Origin of the sequence: Pusillimonas sp. ANT_WB101 (assembly GCF_008369125.1) — a bacterium.
Lineage (GTDB): Bacteria > Pseudomonadota > Gammaproteobacteria > Burkholderiales > Burkholderiaceae_B > Allopusillimonas.
Genome location: NZ_VOAY01000001.1, coordinates 464,550 through 482,865, shown reverse-complemented (window position 1 = coordinate 482,865; position 18,316 = coordinate 464,550). Strand labels below are relative to the sequence as shown.

The window sequence follows — 18,316 nt, the reverse complement described above, 5'->3', positions numbered from 1 at the left end:
TTACGTCCTTGGTGTTTAAGGGGTGGCGGCAAACCGCGGTAAAGAAGGTGCGGCTTGCGGCTCAGGCAGCGCATCAAGATGGGTGACAGGCGCGCCCGCCGCATTTTGCTTATCGATACGCTGTTCGGCGCGGCGGTTCAGGACAACAATGCTGATCCGTCTGTTTACGGCAGCGCCGGGGTTATCTTTAACAAGGCTTACCGATGACGCCAGGCCCAATATGCGTTTTATTTTGGGCTCGCTCATGCCACCTGCGACCAGCTCTTGGCGCGCTGCATTGGCACGATCCGCCGAGAGCTCCCAATTGCTGTACAGCCGCTCTCCCGATGCGTATTGCGTCGAATCCGTGTGGCCGGCAATGCTTATGCTATTGGGTATGCGGTTGAAAACCGGGCCAAGATGCCGGAGCACATCGCGCAAATAGGTTTGTACCTGAGCGCTGCCGGTGGCAAACATCGGCCGATTCTGTTGATCGATAATCTGTACACGCAGACCATCGGGGGTCATGTCGAGCAAAAGTTGAGGGCGAAACTCACGCAGCACCGGGTCTGTTTCGATCAGCTGCTCAATTTCTTGCCTGAGGCCATCAAGCCGCAACGTGTCGTGCCGATCTTGCTCTGCCTCTGCATCGCTTTCGGAAGGAATCAGCGACTGCGGTATCACCGTAGGCGCACCACCTGGAATTACCGTGCTTCCGTGGTCGTATTTTGGGCCGCCCGTAATGGCGGTAATTAGCGGTGTACGAAAGTACTCCGCAATGGCGTGCAGGTCTTTGGGCGGAACCAGCGACAGCAACCACATCACCAGAAAGAAGGCCATCATCGCCGTCATGAAATCGGCATAGGCAATCTTCCAACTGCCGTGCGGAGCGTCTTCTTCATGCCCCCGCTTGCGCCGGATGACGATACGGGTAGAAGTTGAATCTTGGCTCATGACTGGCTTTTCTTTGCATTGCCCGCGCCACGCACCTGGCGCATATGCTCTTCGAGCTCCATAAATGAAGGCCGCAGATGCGAATACAACACTTTGCGCCCAAACTCTACCGCCAGAGGTGGCGGATAGCCGTTCATGCTGGCAAGCAGCGTTACCTTAATGCACTCAAGCACTTTGTTCGAGGCCGCTGAACGCCGTTCCATGGAGCCGGCCAAGGGTCCGACAAACCCGTAGGCAACCAGAATGCCCAAGAATGTGCCAACCATGGCTTTGGAGATGAGGTCAGCCAGTACTGCTGGGGGCTGGTCTACCGAAGCCAGCGCCTTGATCACGCCGAGCACTGCGGCAACGATTCCAAAAGCAGGCAGGCCATCGGCGACTGTGCGCAGCGCCGCAACAGGCACAAGCCGTTCGTTGCTTTGTGATTCAATATCCTGATCCATGAGCGTTTCTATCTCAAATGAGCTCATGTTTCCGCTAACCATCAGACGCAAATAGTCGGTAATGAACTCCATGAGGGTGTGATCGCTGAGTATGCGCGGGTACTCGGCAAAAATGGCGCTGTTATGAGGGTCCTCGATATCGGACTCAATAGACATCATGCCTTCTCGCCGTGCTTTGTTAAGCAGTGCATACAGCAAGGCCATTAACTCCATGTACAAATCTTTACTGTATGGATTTTTTTTGATGGCAAGCGGCAGTGAGTGGATTAACAGCCGCACCGACTTGCCGCTGCCAGCGGCAATATATGCTCCGACGGCAGCACCTACAATCAGCACAAACTCAAAGGGTTGATACAGCGCACCAAGATGCCCACCCATAGCCACAAAACTGCCAAACACCGACACAAAGACGATGACAAAACCAATCAAAATAAACACGGACGCGCCTTCTAGTAATACGTGCTGGCTATGATCGCTTTTTCGACGCAGAAGAAAAGGCTGCGTCAGTGGGTGTTTTTGTCGTCATATCTGCGTGCTGACGCCTATTTTGGACGCGGGTTTTGCCAGCCCGCGGCGGAGGCTTACAGATCGCGCACACATAGCTACCCTGCGGGTCGTGAGCATGCGCGACAAAGCTGCCCTTGCAACGTGCGCAGTTGGTCATTTGCAGCATGCCGCTATCAAAAAACCTGACGAGCATCCATGCACGCGTAAAGCTAAGTACTGGTTCTGCATCAGTGTGTTGCGGGCGCCCGGCCGATGCCTGTTCAAGATAAAGCCGGTACGCCTCGACCAGCGCATGTGCGCCTTTGGACGGCGTATGCTGGTTCACATAGCGATAAATGCTGTAGAACATGGTGGCATGAATATTGGGCAACCAAGTCATGAACCAGTCAACAGAAAATGGCAGCATGCCCTTGGGTGGCGAGCAGCCTTTGATCTCACGGTAGAGACGCCCCAACCGATCATAGCTAAGCCCGGTTTCGGCCTGCAAAACCTGCAGACGGGCACCCAAATGAATCATCTGACTGGCTAGTTCGATTTCGCGGCCCTCGCCCGCTACGCTTTTGGTTGCCATCGGCTTGATCAGCAGGAAGAAGCTGGCTGACGTTGGGCCATCAAAATGGTGGCATGTGCCTGCTGCAAAATGCCGCCAAGCACTTCTTGCGTCAGCGAAGCGAGCAACTGGTAATCATTAAGACGAAACTGACACAGTACGGAACTTGAGCTTGCCAGCTTTACTAACTGAGCGGGCGAGAGCTTCATAACGATTTGCGCGACGTCATGGTCAAACCCCAGACGGAACATACCTGCTGAAAAATTTTCGCGCAATAACCTTTGCGCCAGCATCAGGTATGAGAGATTGACTTCTTGAATGTCACTGAGTATGGGATTGCCTACGATGGTCATACTTACCTTCTGCGATGTTGCTTTTAAATGTTGTACTTAAAAAGACCATTATTTTTACAATTGACATTAATGGTTACATTACTATCACGATTGCCCACGGGCTGGTCGCAATGATCAAACGGCCGTACAGTGTCAAGATATCAAGAGGCCGTGCAAAAAATGCCATCTGTAAAAATACCTATGGGCCTTGACACAGGCGATGATGGTATCAACAAACTACTAATATGATTGAATGACAATCATCAAGACACGCAGTTATTCCATGAAAGCAAAACACATTACATTACAAACAGTCTCGTAATTACAACAATACTTCTTAATAAGGTTGCATTTTGCTTGCTATGTTGACAGCTACGCCGCGCTTCTCGCGCCTGCATACATCGCTGGTAAGGCAATGCCTGCTACCCCGCTTAATCATGTATGTGTGTGTGCTTATGCTGGCCGGCTGTGCCAGTACCCATGCACCCAAGCGTCATGTCGACGCCAGCCTCCCATTACTTGACCCAGGCAGCCGCAATGATGTGGTACTGGCCGCGCTTAGCCAAGTGGGCACGCCTTACCGCTATGGCGGTGGTACACCCGCAACGGGGTTCGACTGCAGCGGCCTGGTTGTGTATGTGCTCCAAAATTCGGTGGGTCGACCATTGCCACGTCACACGGCAGGCATTGCCCACCAAAGTCGCCCCGTCTCTAAAAAACAGTTAAAGGCTGGCGACTTTGTGTTCTTTAACACGCTGGGCAAACCCCACTCACATATGGGTATTTATATCGGTAAGGGTCAATTTGTGAATGCGCCCTCATCAGGTGGGCGTGTACGGGTCGATTCGCTCGAAAGCCCGTATTTTGCGCGCAGCTTCGATGGTGCGGGTACGCTTTTTCGCAACTGAGCGCTGACACCTCAGCGCCGAGGTCTTTTGGCTACAGCAAGCGTCGCCCCTGGCACCACCCCAACGAGTTTATTGCACGACCAGAGTGCTTCGTCACGCCCTCAAAGTGGCCCAGCGTGTCAGCCTATCAATCAGGTAGCGTGTGATACTGTTGCGCGAGCGCCAGAAACTCGTCAAGTTTGGCGTCAATACCTGTTTCTTCCTGAACCAGGGCGGCAACACGAGGCGCCAGTTGTGCAGCAAGGGCGGCGTCAAGAAAAAGTAGCCGTACGCGCCGTGCCAGCATGTCTTCAACTGAGCGCACGTACTCATAGCGCACGCCAAAACGTACCATGGCCTCGGTCAGGCCGGGCGCAAGTTCGATATCAGCACCAGGCAACTGGTTAACGCACGGCGCTTCAGTGCCATAGGCATTTAGGCCTGGCGCCGTCGTAATGGAGGGGCGTGCCGACGCATCGGACGGCGCACCTACCAGCGGAAAGTTTGCCGTGCGACACGCCGCAAGAGGCGTGTGCCACACGCTTTCAGCGCACTTTTCAAGCACATCTTCGGCCATGGCGCGATATGTCGTCCACTTGCCACCGGTAACGGTTACCAGCCCGCTCGGGCTAACCAATACGGTGTGTTCACGGCTAAGCTTTTTGGTGGCACCGCCTTCGTTTTCGGGTTGCCGCACCAGTGGCCGCAAGCCCACCCAGATACTGCGCACATCACTGCGCTGAGGCGCACGCTCAAGGTACTTGGCGGCTTCGCCCAGAATAAACTCGACCTCGGACGCAAAAGGCCGGGGCTCGCGCGCCAGATCATCACGCGGCGTATCAGTTGTGCCCAAAATAACCTTGCCCAGCCAGGGCACGGCAAACAGAACGCGACCGTCTTCGGTTTTGGGCACCAGCAAGGCATGGTCGGAAGGCAGAAACTCGCGATCAACAACAAGGTGAACACCCTGGCTGGGCGCCACCATAGCCTGCGTGGCCCTGCCAAGCGCATCGCCATCTTTGTGGCGGATGTCATCCACCCATACACCGGCGGCGTTCACGACACAGCGGGCACGAACCACATAGCTGAGGCCTGTTTCAGCATCTTGGCACTGTAAGCCAGCCACTTTGCCATCTTCATGGATGAGCTCAGTAACCGGGCAGTAATTTACAAGCAACGCGCCCTGCGCGGCCGCTGTGCGCGCCAGCACCAAAGCCAGACGGGCGTCATCAAACTGGCCATCCCAATATTTGACGCCGCTTTTAAGGCCCGCAGCCTTTACACCTGGAACACATGCCCGCGTTTGACGGGCGCTGAGAAACTGCGTGTTGCCCAGCCCGGCCTTGCCGGCCAGAGCATCGTACATTTTGAGGCCAACCCCATAAAACGGGGTTTCCCAGCACTTGTAGCCCGGCATAACAAAAGGCAAGGGCCGCGCCAGATGTGGCGCGTTGCGCAACAGCGTCGAGCGTTCGTGCAATGCCTCGCGCACGAGTGCTACGTTGCCTTGAGCAAGGTAGCGCACGCCGCCATGCACCAATTTTGTTGCCCGCGATGAAGTGCCTTTGGCAAAATCGCACGACTCAAGCAATACAACCGACAGGCCCCGCAAAACGGCATCGAGGGCGACGCCCAGGCCTGTGGCCCCCCCACCGATAATGGCCAGGTCTACCTGGCCCAGGTTGGAGAGCGCGGACATAATGCCGGCGCGGTCAGTCGGCAAGGGGGATACAGAAGTTGTCATAAAAGCAGAAACCAGTTAATTACAGCACCGTAAGTGTAAATCACAAGGCCGCTACCCAGTGGAAAAGGCTGTGTGCCTGATGTGCAGCACACAGCCTTTCTTACGCATCAGGTCTGTTTAAGCGATACAACCCGCTTAACGCACCTTTCCTTCCTTCCATGCCGTGAGCAAGTCCTGGTAAGCCACGGTTTCGCCTTTGGGGCTTTCGTTATCAAGCTTTTTCCATGGGGCCTGGTCGGAGCTCAGCCATTTGGAGGGGTCACTCTTCTTGTTGAGCTTGGGCGCGCAATGGCTCATGCCTGCACGTTCAAGACGGGCCATGACCTTGTCCATGTCTTCGGCCAGATTGTCCATGGACTGCTGTGGCGTTTTTTCTCCTGTAATCGCCGTGGCCACGTTTTGCCACCAGAGCTGTGCAAGCTTGGGGTAATCAGGCACGTTGGTGCCGGTGGGTGTCCAGGCTACGCGTGCCGGGCTGCGATAAAACTCGATAAGGCCGCCGTACTTGTCGGCATTCTTGGTGAAATAATCGCTGTGGATGTCGCTGTCGCGAATAAAAGTCAGACCTTCAATCGACTTTTTCAGCGATGTTGTCTTTGACGTAACAAACTGCGCATACAGCCATGCGGCCGCGACCTTGTCGGCATCATGATTCTTGAAGAAGCTCCAGGAGCCTACGTCCTGATAGCCATTTTGCATGCCGTCCTTCCAGTAAGGGCCATGCGGCGCCGGAGCCATACGCCATTTTGGGGTGCCATCGTCATTGACCACAGGCAAGCCTTGCTTGATCATGTCGGCGGTAAACGCGGTGTACCAGAATATCTGCTGGGCAATGTGGCCTTGTGCCGGCACAGGGCCTGATTCGCTAAAGGTCATGCCCTGGGCTTCCTGGGGCGCGTACTTTTTCATCCAGTCAATATATTTGGTAAGTGCATACACAGCGGCAGGCGAGTTAGTGGCTCCGCCGCGCTCTACCGACGCACCAACAGGCGTACATTTATCGTCGGCTACCCGTATGCCCCACTCGTCAACAGGCATACCGTTAGGCGTACCCTTGTCGGCAGCGCCGGCCATTGACAGCCATGCATCGGTAAAACGCCACCCCAGTGAAGGGTCTTTCTTGCCGTAATCCATATGCCCGTAAATAGGCTTGCCGTCCAGGGTCTTGACGTCATTCGTGAAGAAATTGGCGATATCTTCATACGCCGTCCAGTTAACTGGCACGCCAAGGTCGTAACCGTACTTGTCTTTAAACTGTTTTTTCAGGTCATCACGGGCAAACAGATCTGCGCGGAACCAGTACAAGTTGGCAAACTGCTGGTCGGGCAACTGATAAAGCTTGCCATCCGGCGCCGTGGTAAATGACGTACCGATAAAGTCTGCAATATCAAGATTAGGGTTGGTCCACTGCTTGCCTTCTCCCTCCATATAATCGGTCAGCGACAGCATTTCTCCATAACGATAGTGCGTACCGATTAAATCAGAGTCAGAGATCCACCCGTCATAAATAGACTTCCCCGACTGCATGGACGTCTGCAGTTTTTCGACGACATCACCCTCCTGGATGATGTCATGGTGCACGGTGATTCCCGTGATTTCGGCAAACGCCTTGGCCAGGGTTTTAGACTCGTATTCATGCGTAGTAATGGTTTCAGATACCACCGAGATCTCTTTGACGCCCTTTTCTTTGAGCTTGGCAGCGGCGTCAATAAACCATTTCATTTCTTCCATCTGCTGCTGTTTGCTCAGCGTCGATGGTTGAAACTCCTCTGCTACCCATTTTTCGGCTTCGGCTTCGCCAGCATAGGCCTGCCCTGACAGCAGGCATGTCACAGCAAACGCGAGCGCGGTGCGACGAAATAACATGGTTGTCTCCTTGATAGTTATCCCCCGGCTTGCTATCTTGCCGCACATACCCGGGGGGGGCAGGCTGCGCGATCTTTTCGAACCGGCTGCTGCGTACTGCTGCTTAGCGGCCGGTGTTACTGCTAAAACAAACTTGCAACGTGTGTGTCATTCAACCTTTTTTCACAATAAACACAAGCGCAAACATCGATACGATGAAACTGACCCAGACTGTGGGTGGGTCGTCCAGACTGAACCAAGACTCAAACTGCTCGCCCAGCCCAAGATAGGCCAGGTTTATATATGCGGCGATAACCAATCCGATAAAAAGCCGGTCACCCCGCGTTGTAGCCATGGGCAAAAAGCCTTTACGCAATACAGTAGGCGACTTCATCTCCCAAACTGTCATGCCGGTCAGCATCAGCACGATGCAGATAAAAAACACGGCAGTGGGCAGTGTCCACATCATCCAGTTAAACATGGCCCCCTCTCCTTACACCCGCCCCATTGCAAAGCCTTTTGCAATGTAATGACGCACAAACCAGATCACGATGGCGCCAGGAATAATGGTGAGCGTACCCGCTGCTGCCAGCGTCGCCCAGTCCATACCAGAAGCCGAAACCGTGCGCGTCATGGTGGCAACAATGGGCTTGGCATTGACACTGGTTAGTGTGCGTGCGAGCAATAGCTCAACCCAACTAAACATAAAGCAGAAGAAAGCTGCCACACCCACTCCCGACTTGATCAACGGCAAAAATATCGTTACGAAAAACCGCGGAAAACTGTAGCCATCAATATAGGCTGTTTCGTCGATCTCACGCGGAATGCCGCTCATAAAGCCTTCAAGTATCCATACGGCCAGCGGTACGTTAAAGATCAGGTGCGCCAGCGCCACACCGAGATGCGTATCCATAAGGCCTACGGTTGAATACAACTGAAAAAATGGCAGTAGAAAAATGGCCGGCGGCGTCATCCGGTTGGTGAGCAGCCAAAAGAAAACATGTTTATCACCTAAAAACTTGTAGCGTGAAAACGCATAGGCTGCAGGCAGCGCTACAGTCAGCGAGATAACCGTGTTTATGGCGACGTAAATGAGGCTGTTGATATAGCCGCTATACCAGGAGCGATCAGTAAAAATCTTGATGTAGTTGTCCCAGGTAAACTGCTGAGGCAGCAGTGAAAAACTGGACAATATGCCTTCGTTGGTCTTAAAACTCATGTTGACCATCCAGTAAATGGGCAACAGGGCGAAGATCAAGTACAGCACCAGAAACAGTGTGCGGCCCCAATGGGACTTATGCCGATTCTTACTCATGGGCGGGCCCCTTGTCTTGCGTTCCAACGCGCTGCATCCAGCTGTACAAGATAAAGCAGAACAGCAAAATGATCAGAAAATAAATCAGCGAAAACGCAGCCGCCGGGCCCAGATCAAACTGACCTACCGCTTTTTGTGTAAGGTATTGGCTTAAAAACGTAGTCGCATTGCCCGGTCCACCACCCGTCAGCACAAACGGCTCGGTATAAATCATGAAGCTGTCCATAAAGCGCAGCAGCACCGCAATCATTAGCACGCCGCGCATCTTGGGTAGCTGTATATAACGAAACACGGCAAAGCGGCTGGCGCCATCAATACTGGCCGCCTGATAGTACGCATCAGGAATAGACCTGAGCCCGGCATAGGCCAGCAAAGCCACGAGTGGGGTCCAGTGCCATACGTCCATTAGCAACACGGTCAACCATGCGTGTGTCGGGTTTGCGGCATAGCTGTAATCAACACCCAGCATATGCAGCGTACGCCCCATAAGACCAATGTCGGCACGCCCAAAAATCTGCCAGATCGTACCTACCACGTTCCAGGGTATAAGCAATGAAAGCGCAACCAGCACCAGCACTGCCGAAGCGCGCCAACCTGTGGCGGGCATGCACAGCGCAAGCAAAATGCCCAGCGGGATCTCAATGGCCAGCACCGAAAGCGAAAACCCCAGCTGGCGCACCAAAGCCTCATGCAAAGCACTGTCTTGCATAACCGAAGCAAACCATTCTGTGCCCACGAATACCGAACGTGTGGGCGAAATGACGTCTTGCACCGAATAGTTCACAACCGTCATCAGCGGAATAATGGCGGAGAACGCCACGCAGATGCATACCGGCAGTATCAGCCACCACGCCTTCTGGTTGACGGGTTTAACAGTTTGACTCATGCCAGTAACTCCTCATTCTGGTAAAAGCAAGAATGCGCACTGAGCAAAGTAAACCCGGCGGTCGACCCTGGTTCGGGCGCGACATGCTCAAGATCAATGCGTGCACGCACAACATGATCCCCCAGCTTCGCGGTAAGCAGCCTGAACGCACCCACATGCTGTACGGTTTCAACCAAGGCCTGCACCACGCCAGGCTCACCCGCAGGGGCCATGTACGTGTACTCAGGCCGAATGCCCAACGTCAGCTCACCGTCGGGTATACGTAGGCTGTCAGGCACGGCGACACGCTGGCCAGCCACACTCACGACCCCGTCGATCACCGTTACCGGCATAAGATTCATGCCCGGCGAGCCGATAAAATGCCCGACAAACGTATGTGCCGGCCGCTCAAACAAGGCCTCGGGGGTGCCGATCTGCACAACCTTGCCACGAGACATCACCAGTATTTGCTCAGCAAAGGTAAGCGCCTCAACCTGGTCATGCGTCACGTAAATAAGTGTCAGCTTCAGTTCGCGATGTATCTGCTTGAGCTTGCGACGCAACTGCCATTTAAGATGCGGGTCGATCACCGTCAAGGGCTCGTCAAACAAAATGGCAGATACATCGGGCCGCACCAGCCCGCGTCCCAGCGAGATCTTTTGCTTGGCGTCGGCTGACAAACCCGACGCGCGTGCGTCAAGCTGATGGCTCATTTCAAGCATTTCGGCAATCTGCCCTACCCGCTCCTTGATCTGCGCCTTGGGAACCTTGCGGTTCTTCAGGGGAAACGCCAGATTTTCACCAACCGTCATGGTGTCGTAGATAACCGGAAACTGAAACACCTGCGCAATATTTCGCTGCTGCGGGCTGGCGTCAGTTTTGTCGACGCCATCAAAAAAAACAGTACCTTCGGAAGGCTGCAGCAGACCTGAAATAATATTGAGCATGGTGGTCTTGCCGCAACCCGAAGGCCCCAGCAAGGCATACGCGCCACCGTCGGCAAACGTCATTTTCAGCGGAAGCAGTGCGTAATCTTCATCGCTGCGCGGCGCTGCAAGATAAGAATGAGCCAGATCCAGGTCTATGCGTGCCATACCTTACGCTCCCTCCCTGGCGGCCAGCACCAGATCGCCCGACGCATCAAAAACAAACACGGAAGACGGCGAAAAACATAGCGGCAACTGGGTGCCGATCTCGAAATGTCTGACCCCCGAAAGCTGTGCCACCACGTCGCCCATTTCAGTGCTCATATGCAAAAACGTGTCTGAACCCGATATTTCAGCAATCAGCACTTTGCCGGTAAGCGTAATGTCACCCTCGCGCGCCTGAGTGCGCAAGGATGATGCACGCAGCCCGATATACAAGGTGTGGCTGTCAACGGACAAGAACGACGCCTGCACGTCGGCAGCGACCGACGCAGCAGTTGAAGCAGTTGAAGCAGCTAATGCAGTTGAGGGGGTTGAAGGGGTTGCAGCGGCTTCAGCCATTGCAATGGTTGCAGTAGTTGGGCCGTCGGCTGCAGATGCGTACGCCAATGCGGGCTCAATCACAGAAACGTGCGGGAGCGGCATGGACAGGCGAAGCACGGGGCCATGATCCAGCAAAATGCCTTCGCCGGTGCGGCGGGCAGTAAAAAAATTCATGGGTGGGTCGCTATAGGCACGCGCCACACGCATAGACTTCGGACGCTGATAAACCTCTATGGCTGGCCCATACTGCAGCAGCTCTCCTTTGTCGAGTACTGCGGTATGGCCGCCCAGCAGCAAGGCCTCGGAAGGCTCTGTCGTGGCATACACCACAGTAGACTCGCCCGACCGAAACACCTGCCCCAACTCATCGCGCAGTTCTTCACGCAACTTATAGTCGAGGTTGACCAAGGGCTCATCAAGCAGCATGAGCGGCGCCCGCTTGGCCAACGCACGCGCCAGCGCCACGCGCTGTTGCTGCCCGCCCGACAACTCTTCAGGCAGACGATCCAGAAACATATCTATGTGCAGCTTGCGTGCAACCTCAAGCACCTGCTCGTCAATATTTTTTTCGCCCCGCAATTTGAGCGGCGACGCAATATTTTGGGCCACCGTCATGGAAGGATAATTAATGAACTGCTGGTACACCATGGCCACATTGCGCTTGCGCACAGACTGCCCGGTCACGTTGCGCCCATCCACCAGCACGCTGCCGCTGGTTGGCGCATCCAGACCGGCCATAATGCGCATGAGGCTGGTTTTGCCAGCCCGTGTCGCACCCAGCAAGACCGTAAGCGAGGCTGGCTGCAGCGCGAGACTCATGGCGTAAAGCCATGTCTCCCCCCCCTCCTTACGGGTAATCTCTTCCAGCGTCAGCCGCACGATTGCCCTCATTTTCTTTTCTAATGAGCGCATTATTGTTCGTTTCTTATACAAATACAGTAGATGAAAACCCTGAAACCGGTTCTTTTTGTTTCGAGGTAAAGTCTTGTCATCGCATTTTTCGCCCTTGCCCGGCACCAGACCATGAATCCCAACCCCAGACAAATCAAGCTTTTGCAGCAGGTGCATAAACACGCAAGCTGTACCGTTGATGAGCTTGCGCTGTGCCTGGAGGTCACCGTACAGACCGTGAGGCGCGATGTGCAGCGCCTGTCGGAAGCTGGACTGCTTGCACGCTTTCATGGTGGCGTACGCCTGCCCAACTCGACCATAGAAAACATCGCCTATCATCAGCGCGAAAACCTCCACGCCGAGGGCAAGCAGCGCATCGCCTATGCGGTGGCCGAGGCCGTGCCCAATGACTGCTCGCTGTTCATTAACATAGGCACCACCACCGAAGCCATCGCCAAGGCCCTCATGCAGCACACGGGCTTGCGCATCATCACCAACAATATCAACGTCGCTGCCATCTTGAGCCGCAATCAGCATTGCGAGGTCATTGTTACGGGTGGTGTTGTGCGGCCACGCGATTACGGTATTGTGGGTGAAGCCACGGTCGACTTTATTCGTCAGTTCAAGGTTGACATTGCATTGATCGGGATCTCGGGCATTGAGCCAGACGGGTCATTGCGTGATTTTGACTATCGTGAAGTCAAAGTGTCGCAGGCCATTATTGCTCACGCACGTGAAGTATGGCTGGCAGCCGACGCCAGCAAGTTCAACCGCCAGGCCATGGTGCGCGTCGCGCATCTGACCGACGTACACAGGTTATTTACCGACTCGGCACCACCCGAACCGTTTCCCGATTTGCTGACACAGGCCCAGGTGCGCTGCGACGTTGCCGGCTAACCCATAGCAAAAGCGCTTCACACTTGTGGCGGTAAAGCACCAGCACTTACACTGCCAGTCACGACTTCTTCATTACACACTGCCATGACCTATCTACTTGCGTTCGACCAGGGTACCTCCAGCACACGCAGCATTGTTTTTGACCAACAAGGCAATATCGTCGCGCAGGCGCAGACCGAGTTTAAGCAGATCTACCCGCAGCCCGGATGGGTGGAGCACGACCCGATTGAAATCTGGCAAACCCAGCTAGCGACCGCGCGTGAGGCCATAGCCAAGGCCGGGCTAAAGGCCTCGCAGATCAAGGCCGCCGGTATCACCAACCAGCGCGAAACCACGGTGGTGTGGAACACCCGCACGGGCCAGCCTGTTTACAACGCCATCGTATGGCAAGACCGTCGCGCCGAAAACACCTGCGTGCAATTGCGCGAAAGAGGCCTGGAAGATGTCATCCTCAAAAAAACAGGCCTGCGCGTCGATGCTTATTTTTCGGGCACCAAGCTCAAATGGATCCTCGATAACGTGCCTGACGCTCGCGAGTCGGCGCTTAAAGGTGAGTTAGCCTTTGGCACCATTGACTGCTGGCTGATCTGGAATATGACCAAGGGTGCTCAGCATGTCAGCGACGTCACCAACGCTTCACGCACCATGCTGTTCAACGTGCATGACAATGAATGGGACGCCGAACTCATGCACATGCTCGACATACACCCGGCGCTAATGCCCAAGGTATTGCCCTCGGGAGCCGACTTTGGCACCATCGATGCCGAGTTCCTCGGCCATGCCATCCCCATATGCGGCGTAGCCGGCGATCAGCAAAGCGCACTTTTCGGTCAGGCATGCTTTACCGAGGGCATGGCCAAAAATACGTATGGCACCGGGTGCTTCATGCTCATGCATACGGGCAGCACGTTTCAGCTTTCAGAAAACGGCCTGGTTACCACCAGCGCCGCACAGATCAGTGCACGACCCGAATTCGCCATGGAAGGCAGCGTGTTTGTCGCCGGCGCGGTGGTTCAGTGGATGCGCGATGGGCTGGGTGCCTTCAAGCAAAGCCGTGAAATCGAACAACTGGCTGCCAGTGTGCCCGATGCCGGCGGTGTCATGATGGTTCCTGCGTTTACGGGTTTGGGCGCACCCTACTGGAAGCCCGATGTACGCGGCACGATTACAGGCTTGACGCGTGGCTCCACCATGGGCCATATTGCCCGCGCTGCGCTTGAAAGCATTGCCTATCAAAGTGCGGCCTTGCTGCTGGCCATGAGCCGCGATGCTGTGGCGGCCGGCGGCGCGCCGCTTACTGAGTTACGCGTCGACGGCGGTGCCTGCGTCAATGATTTGCTGATGCAGTTTCAGGCCGATTTACTGGGCATACGTGTGGTGCGGCCCACCATGATCGAGACGACTGCACTGGGCGCCGCCTACCTGGCTGGCCTGACCAGCGGGGTTTATCGCGACAAAGCAGAGCTGTCGGCACTCTGGCAAGTTGAACGCGTGTTTGAGCCTCAGATTCCCCAGGCTCAGGCCCAGGCACTCATGCAAGGCTGGGAGCATGCCGTCAGACAGACCTGCGCCGAGTAATACTCCCGGGCTGCACACGCTTGCTACGCCCGGTAACAGCCGCGCCGCGCACAAAGCACGATTACTCATTAAACTAAAGGTTCATGAGTATCAGGGGCCCTAGCCACATGCTGCAGAAAATTATTTTGGCAATCGCCATTTTTGTTGTCATCCTCGTCGCGTTAACGTTCGGGGAGGTTATTTTTCACGATGCCTTTGCGTGGCTGTCATACGTAACCGGGCGGCTCATCGAAAATTTCTCCGACCTCGTTTACCAAACCCAACTTTATCTGTCTGAGCATCGCATCAAGGTTGCCGTCGCTCTGCTGCTCACGGTGCCCATCACTTTATGGATAGCCCGCAGTAAAGGCGACGAACTCAAAAAACCCACCAATCAGCGCAAGGTCGCCATCGTGTTGGCGTTTTTTCTGGGCTGGCTGGGTGCTCACCGCTTCTATCTGGGGCAAATCGGCTGGGGTATTTTGTATCTGATCATCTTTTGGCTGTTTACGCCACTTGCTGTCGTTCTGGGGCTTATCGACGCCTTGCGCTATTTGCTCATGGCTGACGATGCATTCATGCCAAACCGACCCTGAACGCAATGGGTTTCACGCTGTTAGCCCCAACCTCAACGGGGCCGGAAGACGCCCGTTTCGATGAAACGCTTATCGACATGGCGACCACTCACGGCCCCACAGCTGCCATCTGGACGGCAAAACAGGGGCTGGTGGTGCCGCGCACTTACCGTCGACATACAGGCTTTGAGGCATTGTGTGCTGAGTACGCCTTGTCAGGCTGGCCGGTAACCGTACGTATGTCGGGCGGCGGCATTGTGCCCCAGGGGCCAGGCATCATCAATGTAAGCCTGGCTTACTGCATAGACGGCAACCCCATGGATAACTCTGAAGCCGCTTACCAGCTGCTGTGCAATGTGTTGGGCGACGCCATCGCCCGTATGGGCGTTCAGGCCCATGCCGCTGCGGTAGAGGGTTCATTTTGCGATGGGCGCTATAACCTTGCCATCGGCCAGGGAGAACACAGAAAGAAAGTGGCCGGCACGGCTCAGCTATGGCGTCGCTACCCCACCCCAGGGTATAAAAACCGTCAGGCCGTTCTGGTGCATGCACTCGTGCTTGCGTGCGTAGATACTGAGCAGGTCACCCACCGCGCCAACGAGTTTGAACAGGCCTTAGGCACCGACAGACGCTACCTGCCTGGCCGAACGGTTTCATTGCATACGCTTGTACAGGCTGGCCATGCCCATGACAGCAAGACCGCTGCTGATGCCAGCTTTCTTTCACGCCTACATGCCCTGCTGGAAGAGTACATAACAGGCGCTACGCTGCCCCCGGGATCGCTGACAGTTTCCTGAGCAATGCTTATCAATTTCTTTACAAACATGCGTATTGAATTACAATCTAATTATCATTATTACGCCACTGGTCCATGGAAAACAAAACTGCCCGATTGACTGTGCTCATCGACCCAAACAAGAAAAAAGCCTTTGAACAGCTATGCGCCAGTCAGGACATTACGCCATCACAGGTTGTACGAAAACTGATCCGCGATTACCTGGCCGAGCGCGGTGTTGAGTATGGCAAAGACTCCGCCGACTCGCATGAAAAAAACAACTGACGAGTGGGCTAGGCCCTTGTTACGCCTGACAGGCCCGTATCGGCGCAACATAATAGGCGCGCAAACTTTTACCTTATAAGTTATGCACTGTGCACTTAGCAGCAAGATCTTGCTCGCCGCGCTAATTGGCAAAACGCGTCGTGCACCGTATCAAATGCAAGCGTTCTCCCCGGCCTGAAGGCTGGGGGTCGGCGCTCGGGCGCAACAGTTACGTGCTGGAAGGTTCAAGATTTCGCATCGCCTCGGCCACGGTCTGCGTTACCCCACCTTCACCCAATCTGTCGATTAGGCCCATTTTGCGCAACTTGCCAAAAACAAGCTCGTTGGGCTCGGCCACGATGACGCGCACCCCACGCTCTTGCAAGGCAAGCACCGTTGCTTCAAGCGCCTGCAGGCCTGTTGCGTCAATATAAGGCACCTGCCCCAAACGTATAACAACCACACGCGGATCAGTATGCGTATCGGCCAGTGCCTGCTGGAACATGTCGGCGGCGGCAAAAAAGAAGGGGCCCTCTACGGCATAAACCAATACCCCCTCGGGAACATCGTCTATGCCATACACGGCCAGTTCTTTGCGCAAATCCTCACCCACTTGCCGGCGCACCACAACACTTTCGGCCATGCGTCGCAGAAAATGCAATACCGCCAGCACCACCCCGATATTTACCGCCACCACCAGATCAGCAAACACCGTCAGACACAGCGTAATAAGCAAAATACCGACGTCGGCGCGGGGTGCACGGCGCACCATTTTTACGACATGGCGAACCTGGCTCATGTTCCAGGCCACCACAAACAAAATGGCCGCCAGCGTGGCCAGCGGTATATTGGCGGCAAGCGGCGCCATAACCAACAGCACCAGAATCAAAATCGCCGCATGAATAATGCCGGCTATCGGGCTATTGCCACCATTGCGAATATTGGTCGCCGTTCGTGCGATGGCACCGGTTGCGGCAATGCCGCCAAACATTGGCGTCAGAATATTGGCGATACCTTGCCCGATGAGTTCCTGGTTGGAATTGTGACGGGTACCGGTCATGCCGTCGGCCACAATGGCCGAGAGCAGTGATTCAATGGCGCCCAGCATGGCGATGGCAAATGCAGGCCCGATTAGCTCGACCAATCGGGTCAGTGTGACATCTGGCCAATGAAACGACGGCAAACCGCTGGGAATCGCGCCAAACGTACTGCCTATTGTTGCCACGCTTTGCAGCCCGAAGGCCGACTGCATGGCAGTCATAACAACCAGCGCCACCAACGGCCCCGGAATGCGTGAAAACCGTGGAATGCGAGAGGTGTAAATAACCAGCAGCAACGACACCACACCAATTATGGTGGTGGCGATATCAAGCTGTGGAAAGGACGCAAGCAGTTTTATGAGCTTTTCATGAAAATGCCCGCCGCCAGCTGAGGGCAGCCCAAAAAAAGCCTCCCACTGCCCGACCCAGATGATGATGCCGATACCGGCGGTAAACCCGATAATGACCGGCGCAGGGATGAACTTGATTACACCGCCCAGGCGCGCCAAGCCAAACAGCAGCAAAATAACGCCAGCCATAAGGGTTGCGATCTGCAGCCCTTCGACGCCATGATCAGCCACCACGCCCGCAAGAATGACAATAAATGCGCCTGTGGGGCCCGCAATTTGCACGCGACTGCCGCCAAACACGGATACGGCCAGCCCTGCAATGATAGCGGTATAGATACCTTGCTCTGGCTTGACGCCAGACGCAATGGCAAACGCCATGGCCAGCGGCAGAGCGACGATTCCAACAATAAGGCCTGCCACGATGTTGGCAGGCCAATGGCGACGGGCAAGAAGGCCGGCACGCTTGGCTTCAAGCAGCGCAATCATTAGGTGTCCCACAAAACAAATAGAATGTGAGTCACATTATAATCTTATGTGTACGAAACAAACATATAGTTGGCCAAGTTCAAGGTCGAAAAAGCAACAGCAACTCCCTTCCCTCTTTAGGGTCAAAAATCGCTGCAGCGCGCTGCCGCAGCATGGTGCCGCGGCAGACTCGTATTAGCCGGCTTACCCGCGCCTGTCGCCCGACCACCAGATGGCCGCCACAATGGCTGCAATGCCAGCTGCAACGCCAGCCACCACCATGGGGTGCTCGCGTACGTGCCGTTCAGCGCCCGTGCGTGCATCATGAAACGTGTCAATGGCCGATTCACGCCATCCATCAGTGTGCTCACGCATGGCTTCAAGCTGACGCTTGAGACGCATGCGACCGCTGTCCACTTCTGCGCCCGTATGCGACGCGGTCGCACGTAGCAGGGCTTCGGTATCAGCGATCAGGTTTTTAAGATCGTTATTCAGGCGTTTGCGTGATCGCTGCATTGCTCGGCGGTCGGAAAACCAGGTATCCATGCCAACTCCTTAAAAAGAATGAACTTATAGTATACGCAGTACAGCAAGCGGTATGCCCGAGCCGTT

19 protein-coding genes are annotated in these 18,316 nt (G+C 55.1%); 6 read left to right on the top strand and 13 right to left on the bottom strand.

What is annotated here, in order from left to right:
- Positions 1 to 15 precede the first annotated feature (15 nt).
- The 4 genes from motB to flhD are packed head-to-tail and all read right to left on the bottom strand — an operon-like array spanning position 16 to position 2,786.
- Positions 16 to 933: a flagellar motor protein MotB gene (motB, locus tag FQ179_RS02365; RefSeq protein ID WP_149395653.1), complete on the bottom strand. Its 918-nt coding sequence runs from the start codon at positions 931 to 933 to the stop codon at positions 16 to 18.
- Positions 930 to 1,814: a flagellar motor stator protein MotA gene (gene motA, locus FQ179_RS02360; protein ID WP_149395652.1), complete on the bottom strand. Its 885-nt coding sequence runs from the start codon at positions 1,812 to 1,814 to the stop codon at positions 930 to 932. The genes motB and motA overlap by 4 nt, the downstream gene beginning before the upstream one ends.
- Positions 1,815 to 1,842: 28 nt before the next feature.
- On the bottom strand, positions 1,843 to 2,454 hold the full coding sequence (flhC, locus tag FQ179_RS02355) for a flagellar transcriptional regulator FlhC (protein WP_149395651.1): 612 nt from the start codon (positions 2,452 to 2,454) through the stop codon (positions 1,843 to 1,845).
- Between the two features lie 8 nt (positions 2,455 to 2,462).
- Positions 2,463 to 2,786, bottom strand: a complete 324-nt coding sequence (gene flhD / locus FQ179_RS02350) for a flagellar transcriptional regulator FlhD (RefSeq protein WP_149395650.1) — start codon at positions 2,784 to 2,786, stop codon at positions 2,463 to 2,465.
- 341 nt (positions 2,787 to 3,127) lie between these two features.
- On the opposite strand from flhD, the gene FQ179_RS02345 reads away from it, so the two are divergent.
- On the top strand, positions 3,128 to 3,673 hold the full coding sequence (locus tag FQ179_RS02345) for a C40 family peptidase (protein WP_255474801.1): 546 nt from the start codon (positions 3,128 to 3,130) through the stop codon (positions 3,671 to 3,673).
- A gap of 127 nt (positions 3,674 to 3,800) precedes the next feature.
- On the opposite strand, the gene FQ179_RS02340 is transcribed toward FQ179_RS02345, so the two are convergent.
- From FQ179_RS02340 to FQ179_RS22550, 7 genes are all read right to left on the bottom strand, one after another.
- Positions 3,801 to 5,396: a glycerol-3-phosphate dehydrogenase/oxidase gene (locus tag FQ179_RS02340; RefSeq protein ID WP_149395649.1), complete on the bottom strand. Its 1,596-nt coding sequence runs from the start codon at positions 5,394 to 5,396 to the stop codon at positions 3,801 to 3,803.
- Between the two features lie 135 nt (positions 5,397 to 5,531).
- Positions 5,532 to 7,262: an ABC transporter substrate-binding protein gene (locus FQ179_RS02335; RefSeq protein WP_149395648.1), complete on the bottom strand. Its 1,731-nt coding sequence runs from the start codon at positions 7,260 to 7,262 to the stop codon at positions 5,532 to 5,534.
- Positions 7,263 to 7,413: 151 nt separating this feature from the next.
- Positions 7,414 to 7,722 carry a DUF2160 domain-containing protein gene (locus FQ179_RS02330; RefSeq protein WP_149395647.1) on the bottom strand — a complete coding sequence of 103 codons (309 nt, stop codon included), beginning with the start codon at positions 7,720 to 7,722 and terminating at the stop codon, positions 7,414 to 7,416.
- Between the two features lie 12 nt (positions 7,723 to 7,734).
- Positions 7,735 to 8,556: a carbohydrate ABC transporter permease gene (locus FQ179_RS02325; RefSeq protein ID WP_149395646.1), complete on the bottom strand. Its 822-nt coding sequence runs from the start codon at positions 8,554 to 8,556 to the stop codon at positions 7,735 to 7,737.
- A complete protein-coding gene (locus tag FQ179_RS02320) occupies positions 8,549 to 9,442 on the bottom strand; it encodes a carbohydrate ABC transporter permease (protein WP_149395645.1) in 894 nt (297 codons plus the stop codon). Before FQ179_RS02320 ends, FQ179_RS02325 begins: the two co-directional genes overlap by 8 nt.
- Positions 9,439 to 10,515 (bottom strand): ABC transporter ATP-binding protein, encoded by a 1,077-nt coding sequence (locus tag FQ179_RS02315; RefSeq protein WP_149395644.1) that lies wholly within the window; start codon positions 10,513 to 10,515, stop codon positions 9,439 to 9,441. The genes FQ179_RS02320 and FQ179_RS02315 overlap by 4 nt, the downstream gene beginning before the upstream one ends.
- Before the next feature lie 3 nt (positions 10,516 to 10,518).
- Positions 10,519 to 11,769 carry an ABC transporter ATP-binding protein gene (locus FQ179_RS22550; protein WP_255474897.1) on the bottom strand — a complete coding sequence of 417 codons (1,251 nt, stop codon included), beginning with the start codon at positions 11,767 to 11,769 and terminating at the stop codon, positions 10,519 to 10,521.
- A gap of 144 nt (positions 11,770 to 11,913) precedes the next feature.
- Between FQ179_RS22550 and FQ179_RS02305 the strand changes: the two genes are divergently transcribed.
- The 5 genes from FQ179_RS02305 to FQ179_RS02285 all read left to right on the top strand — a co-directional run bounded on the left by FQ179_RS02305 (position 11,914) and on the right by FQ179_RS02285 (position 15,870).
- On the top strand, positions 11,914 to 12,678 hold the full coding sequence (locus FQ179_RS02305) for a DeoR/GlpR family DNA-binding transcription regulator (RefSeq protein WP_149395643.1): 765 nt from the start codon (positions 11,914 to 11,916) through the stop codon (positions 12,676 to 12,678).
- An 84-nt stretch (positions 12,679 to 12,762) separates the two neighbouring features.
- Entirely contained in the window at positions 12,763 to 14,256 is a 1,494-nt protein-coding gene (gene glpK, locus FQ179_RS02300) for a glycerol kinase GlpK (RefSeq protein WP_149395642.1), read from the top strand.
- Between the two features lie 107 nt (positions 14,257 to 14,363).
- Positions 14,364 to 14,831, top strand: a complete 468-nt coding sequence (locus FQ179_RS02295) for a TM2 domain-containing protein (RefSeq protein ID WP_149395641.1) — start codon at positions 14,364 to 14,366, stop codon at positions 14,829 to 14,831.
- 5 nt (positions 14,832 to 14,836) lie between these two features.
- The gene (locus FQ179_RS02290) at positions 14,837 to 15,607 is read left to right on the top strand and encodes a lipoate--protein ligase family protein (RefSeq protein WP_149395640.1); all 771 of its coding nucleotides are present in this window, start codon (positions 14,837 to 14,839) and stop codon (positions 15,605 to 15,607) included.
- A 74-nt stretch (positions 15,608 to 15,681) separates the two neighbouring features.
- On the top strand, positions 15,682 to 15,870 hold the full coding sequence (locus tag FQ179_RS02285) for a CopG family transcriptional regulator (RefSeq protein WP_149395639.1): 189 nt from the start codon (positions 15,682 to 15,684) through the stop codon (positions 15,868 to 15,870).
- A 208-nt stretch (positions 15,871 to 16,078) separates the two neighbouring features.
- On the opposite strand, the gene FQ179_RS02280 is transcribed toward FQ179_RS02285, so the two are convergent.
- Both FQ179_RS02280 and FQ179_RS02275 read right to left on the bottom strand, forming a co-directional pair.
- A complete protein-coding gene (locus tag FQ179_RS02280) occupies positions 16,079 to 17,725 on the bottom strand; it encodes a SulP family inorganic anion transporter (RefSeq protein ID WP_149395638.1) in 1,647 nt (548 codons plus the stop codon).
- A gap of 183 nt (positions 17,726 to 17,908) precedes the next feature.
- Positions 17,909 to 18,250, bottom strand: a complete 342-nt coding sequence (locus FQ179_RS02275; protein ID WP_149395637.1) for a YqjD family protein — start codon at positions 18,248 to 18,250, stop codon at positions 17,909 to 17,911.
- Positions 18,251 to 18,316: the final 66 nt, after the last annotated feature.

Bases quoted from the DNA above. Each gene is read 5' to 3' on its own strand.
- motB (WP_149395653.1), bottom strand. From the start codon at position 933: ATGAGCCAAGATTCAACTTCTACCCGTATCGTCATCCGGCGCAAGCGG.
- flhC (WP_149395651.1), bottom strand. From the start codon at position 2,454: ATGGCAACCAAAAGCGTAGCGGGCGAGGGCCGCGAAATCGAACTAGCC.
- flhD (WP_149395650.1), bottom strand. From the start codon at position 2,786: ATGACCATCGTAGGCAATCCCATACTCAGTGACATTCAAGAAGTCAAT.
- FQ179_RS02345 (WP_255474801.1), top strand. From the start codon at position 3,128: ATGTTGACAGCTACGCCGCGCTTCTCGCGCCTGCATACATCGCTGGTA.
- FQ179_RS02340 (WP_149395649.1), bottom strand. From the start codon at position 5,396: ATGACAACTTCTGTATCCCCCTTGCCGACTGACCGCGCCGGCATTATG.
- FQ179_RS02335 (WP_149395648.1), bottom strand. From the start codon at position 7,262: ATGTTATTTCGTCGCACCGCGCTCGCGTTTGCTGTGACATGCCTGCTG.
- FQ179_RS02330 (WP_149395647.1), bottom strand. From the start codon at position 7,722: ATGTTTAACTGGATGATGTGGACACTGCCCACTGCCGTGTTTTTTATC.
- FQ179_RS02325 (WP_149395646.1), bottom strand. From the start codon at position 8,556: ATGAGTAAGAATCGGCATAAGTCCCATTGGGGCCGCACACTGTTTCTG.
- FQ179_RS02320 (WP_149395645.1), bottom strand. From the start codon at position 9,442: ATGAGTCAAACTGTTAAACCCGTCAACCAGAAGGCGTGGTGGCTGATA.
- FQ179_RS02315 (WP_149395644.1), bottom strand. From the start codon at position 10,515: ATGGCACGCATAGACCTGGATCTGGCTCATTCTTATCTTGCAGCGCCG.
- FQ179_RS02305 (WP_149395643.1), top strand. From the start codon at position 11,914: ATGAATCCCAACCCCAGACAAATCAAGCTTTTGCAGCAGGTGCATAAA.
- glpK (WP_149395642.1), top strand. From the start codon at position 12,763: ATGACCTATCTACTTGCGTTCGACCAGGGTACCTCCAGCACACGCAGC.
- FQ179_RS02295 (WP_149395641.1), top strand. From the start codon at position 14,364: ATGCTGCAGAAAATTATTTTGGCAATCGCCATTTTTGTTGTCATCCTC.
- FQ179_RS02290 (WP_149395640.1), top strand. From the start codon at position 14,837: ATGGGTTTCACGCTGTTAGCCCCAACCTCAACGGGGCCGGAAGACGCC.
- FQ179_RS02285 (WP_149395639.1), top strand. From the start codon at position 15,682: ATGGAAAACAAAACTGCCCGATTGACTGTGCTCATCGACCCAAACAAG.
- FQ179_RS02280 (WP_149395638.1), bottom strand. From the start codon at position 17,725: ATGATTGCGCTGCTTGAAGCCAAGCGTGCCGGCCTTCTTGCCCGTCGC.
- FQ179_RS02275 (WP_149395637.1), bottom strand. From the start codon at position 18,250: ATGGATACCTGGTTTTCCGACCGCCGAGCAATGCAGCGATCACGCAAA.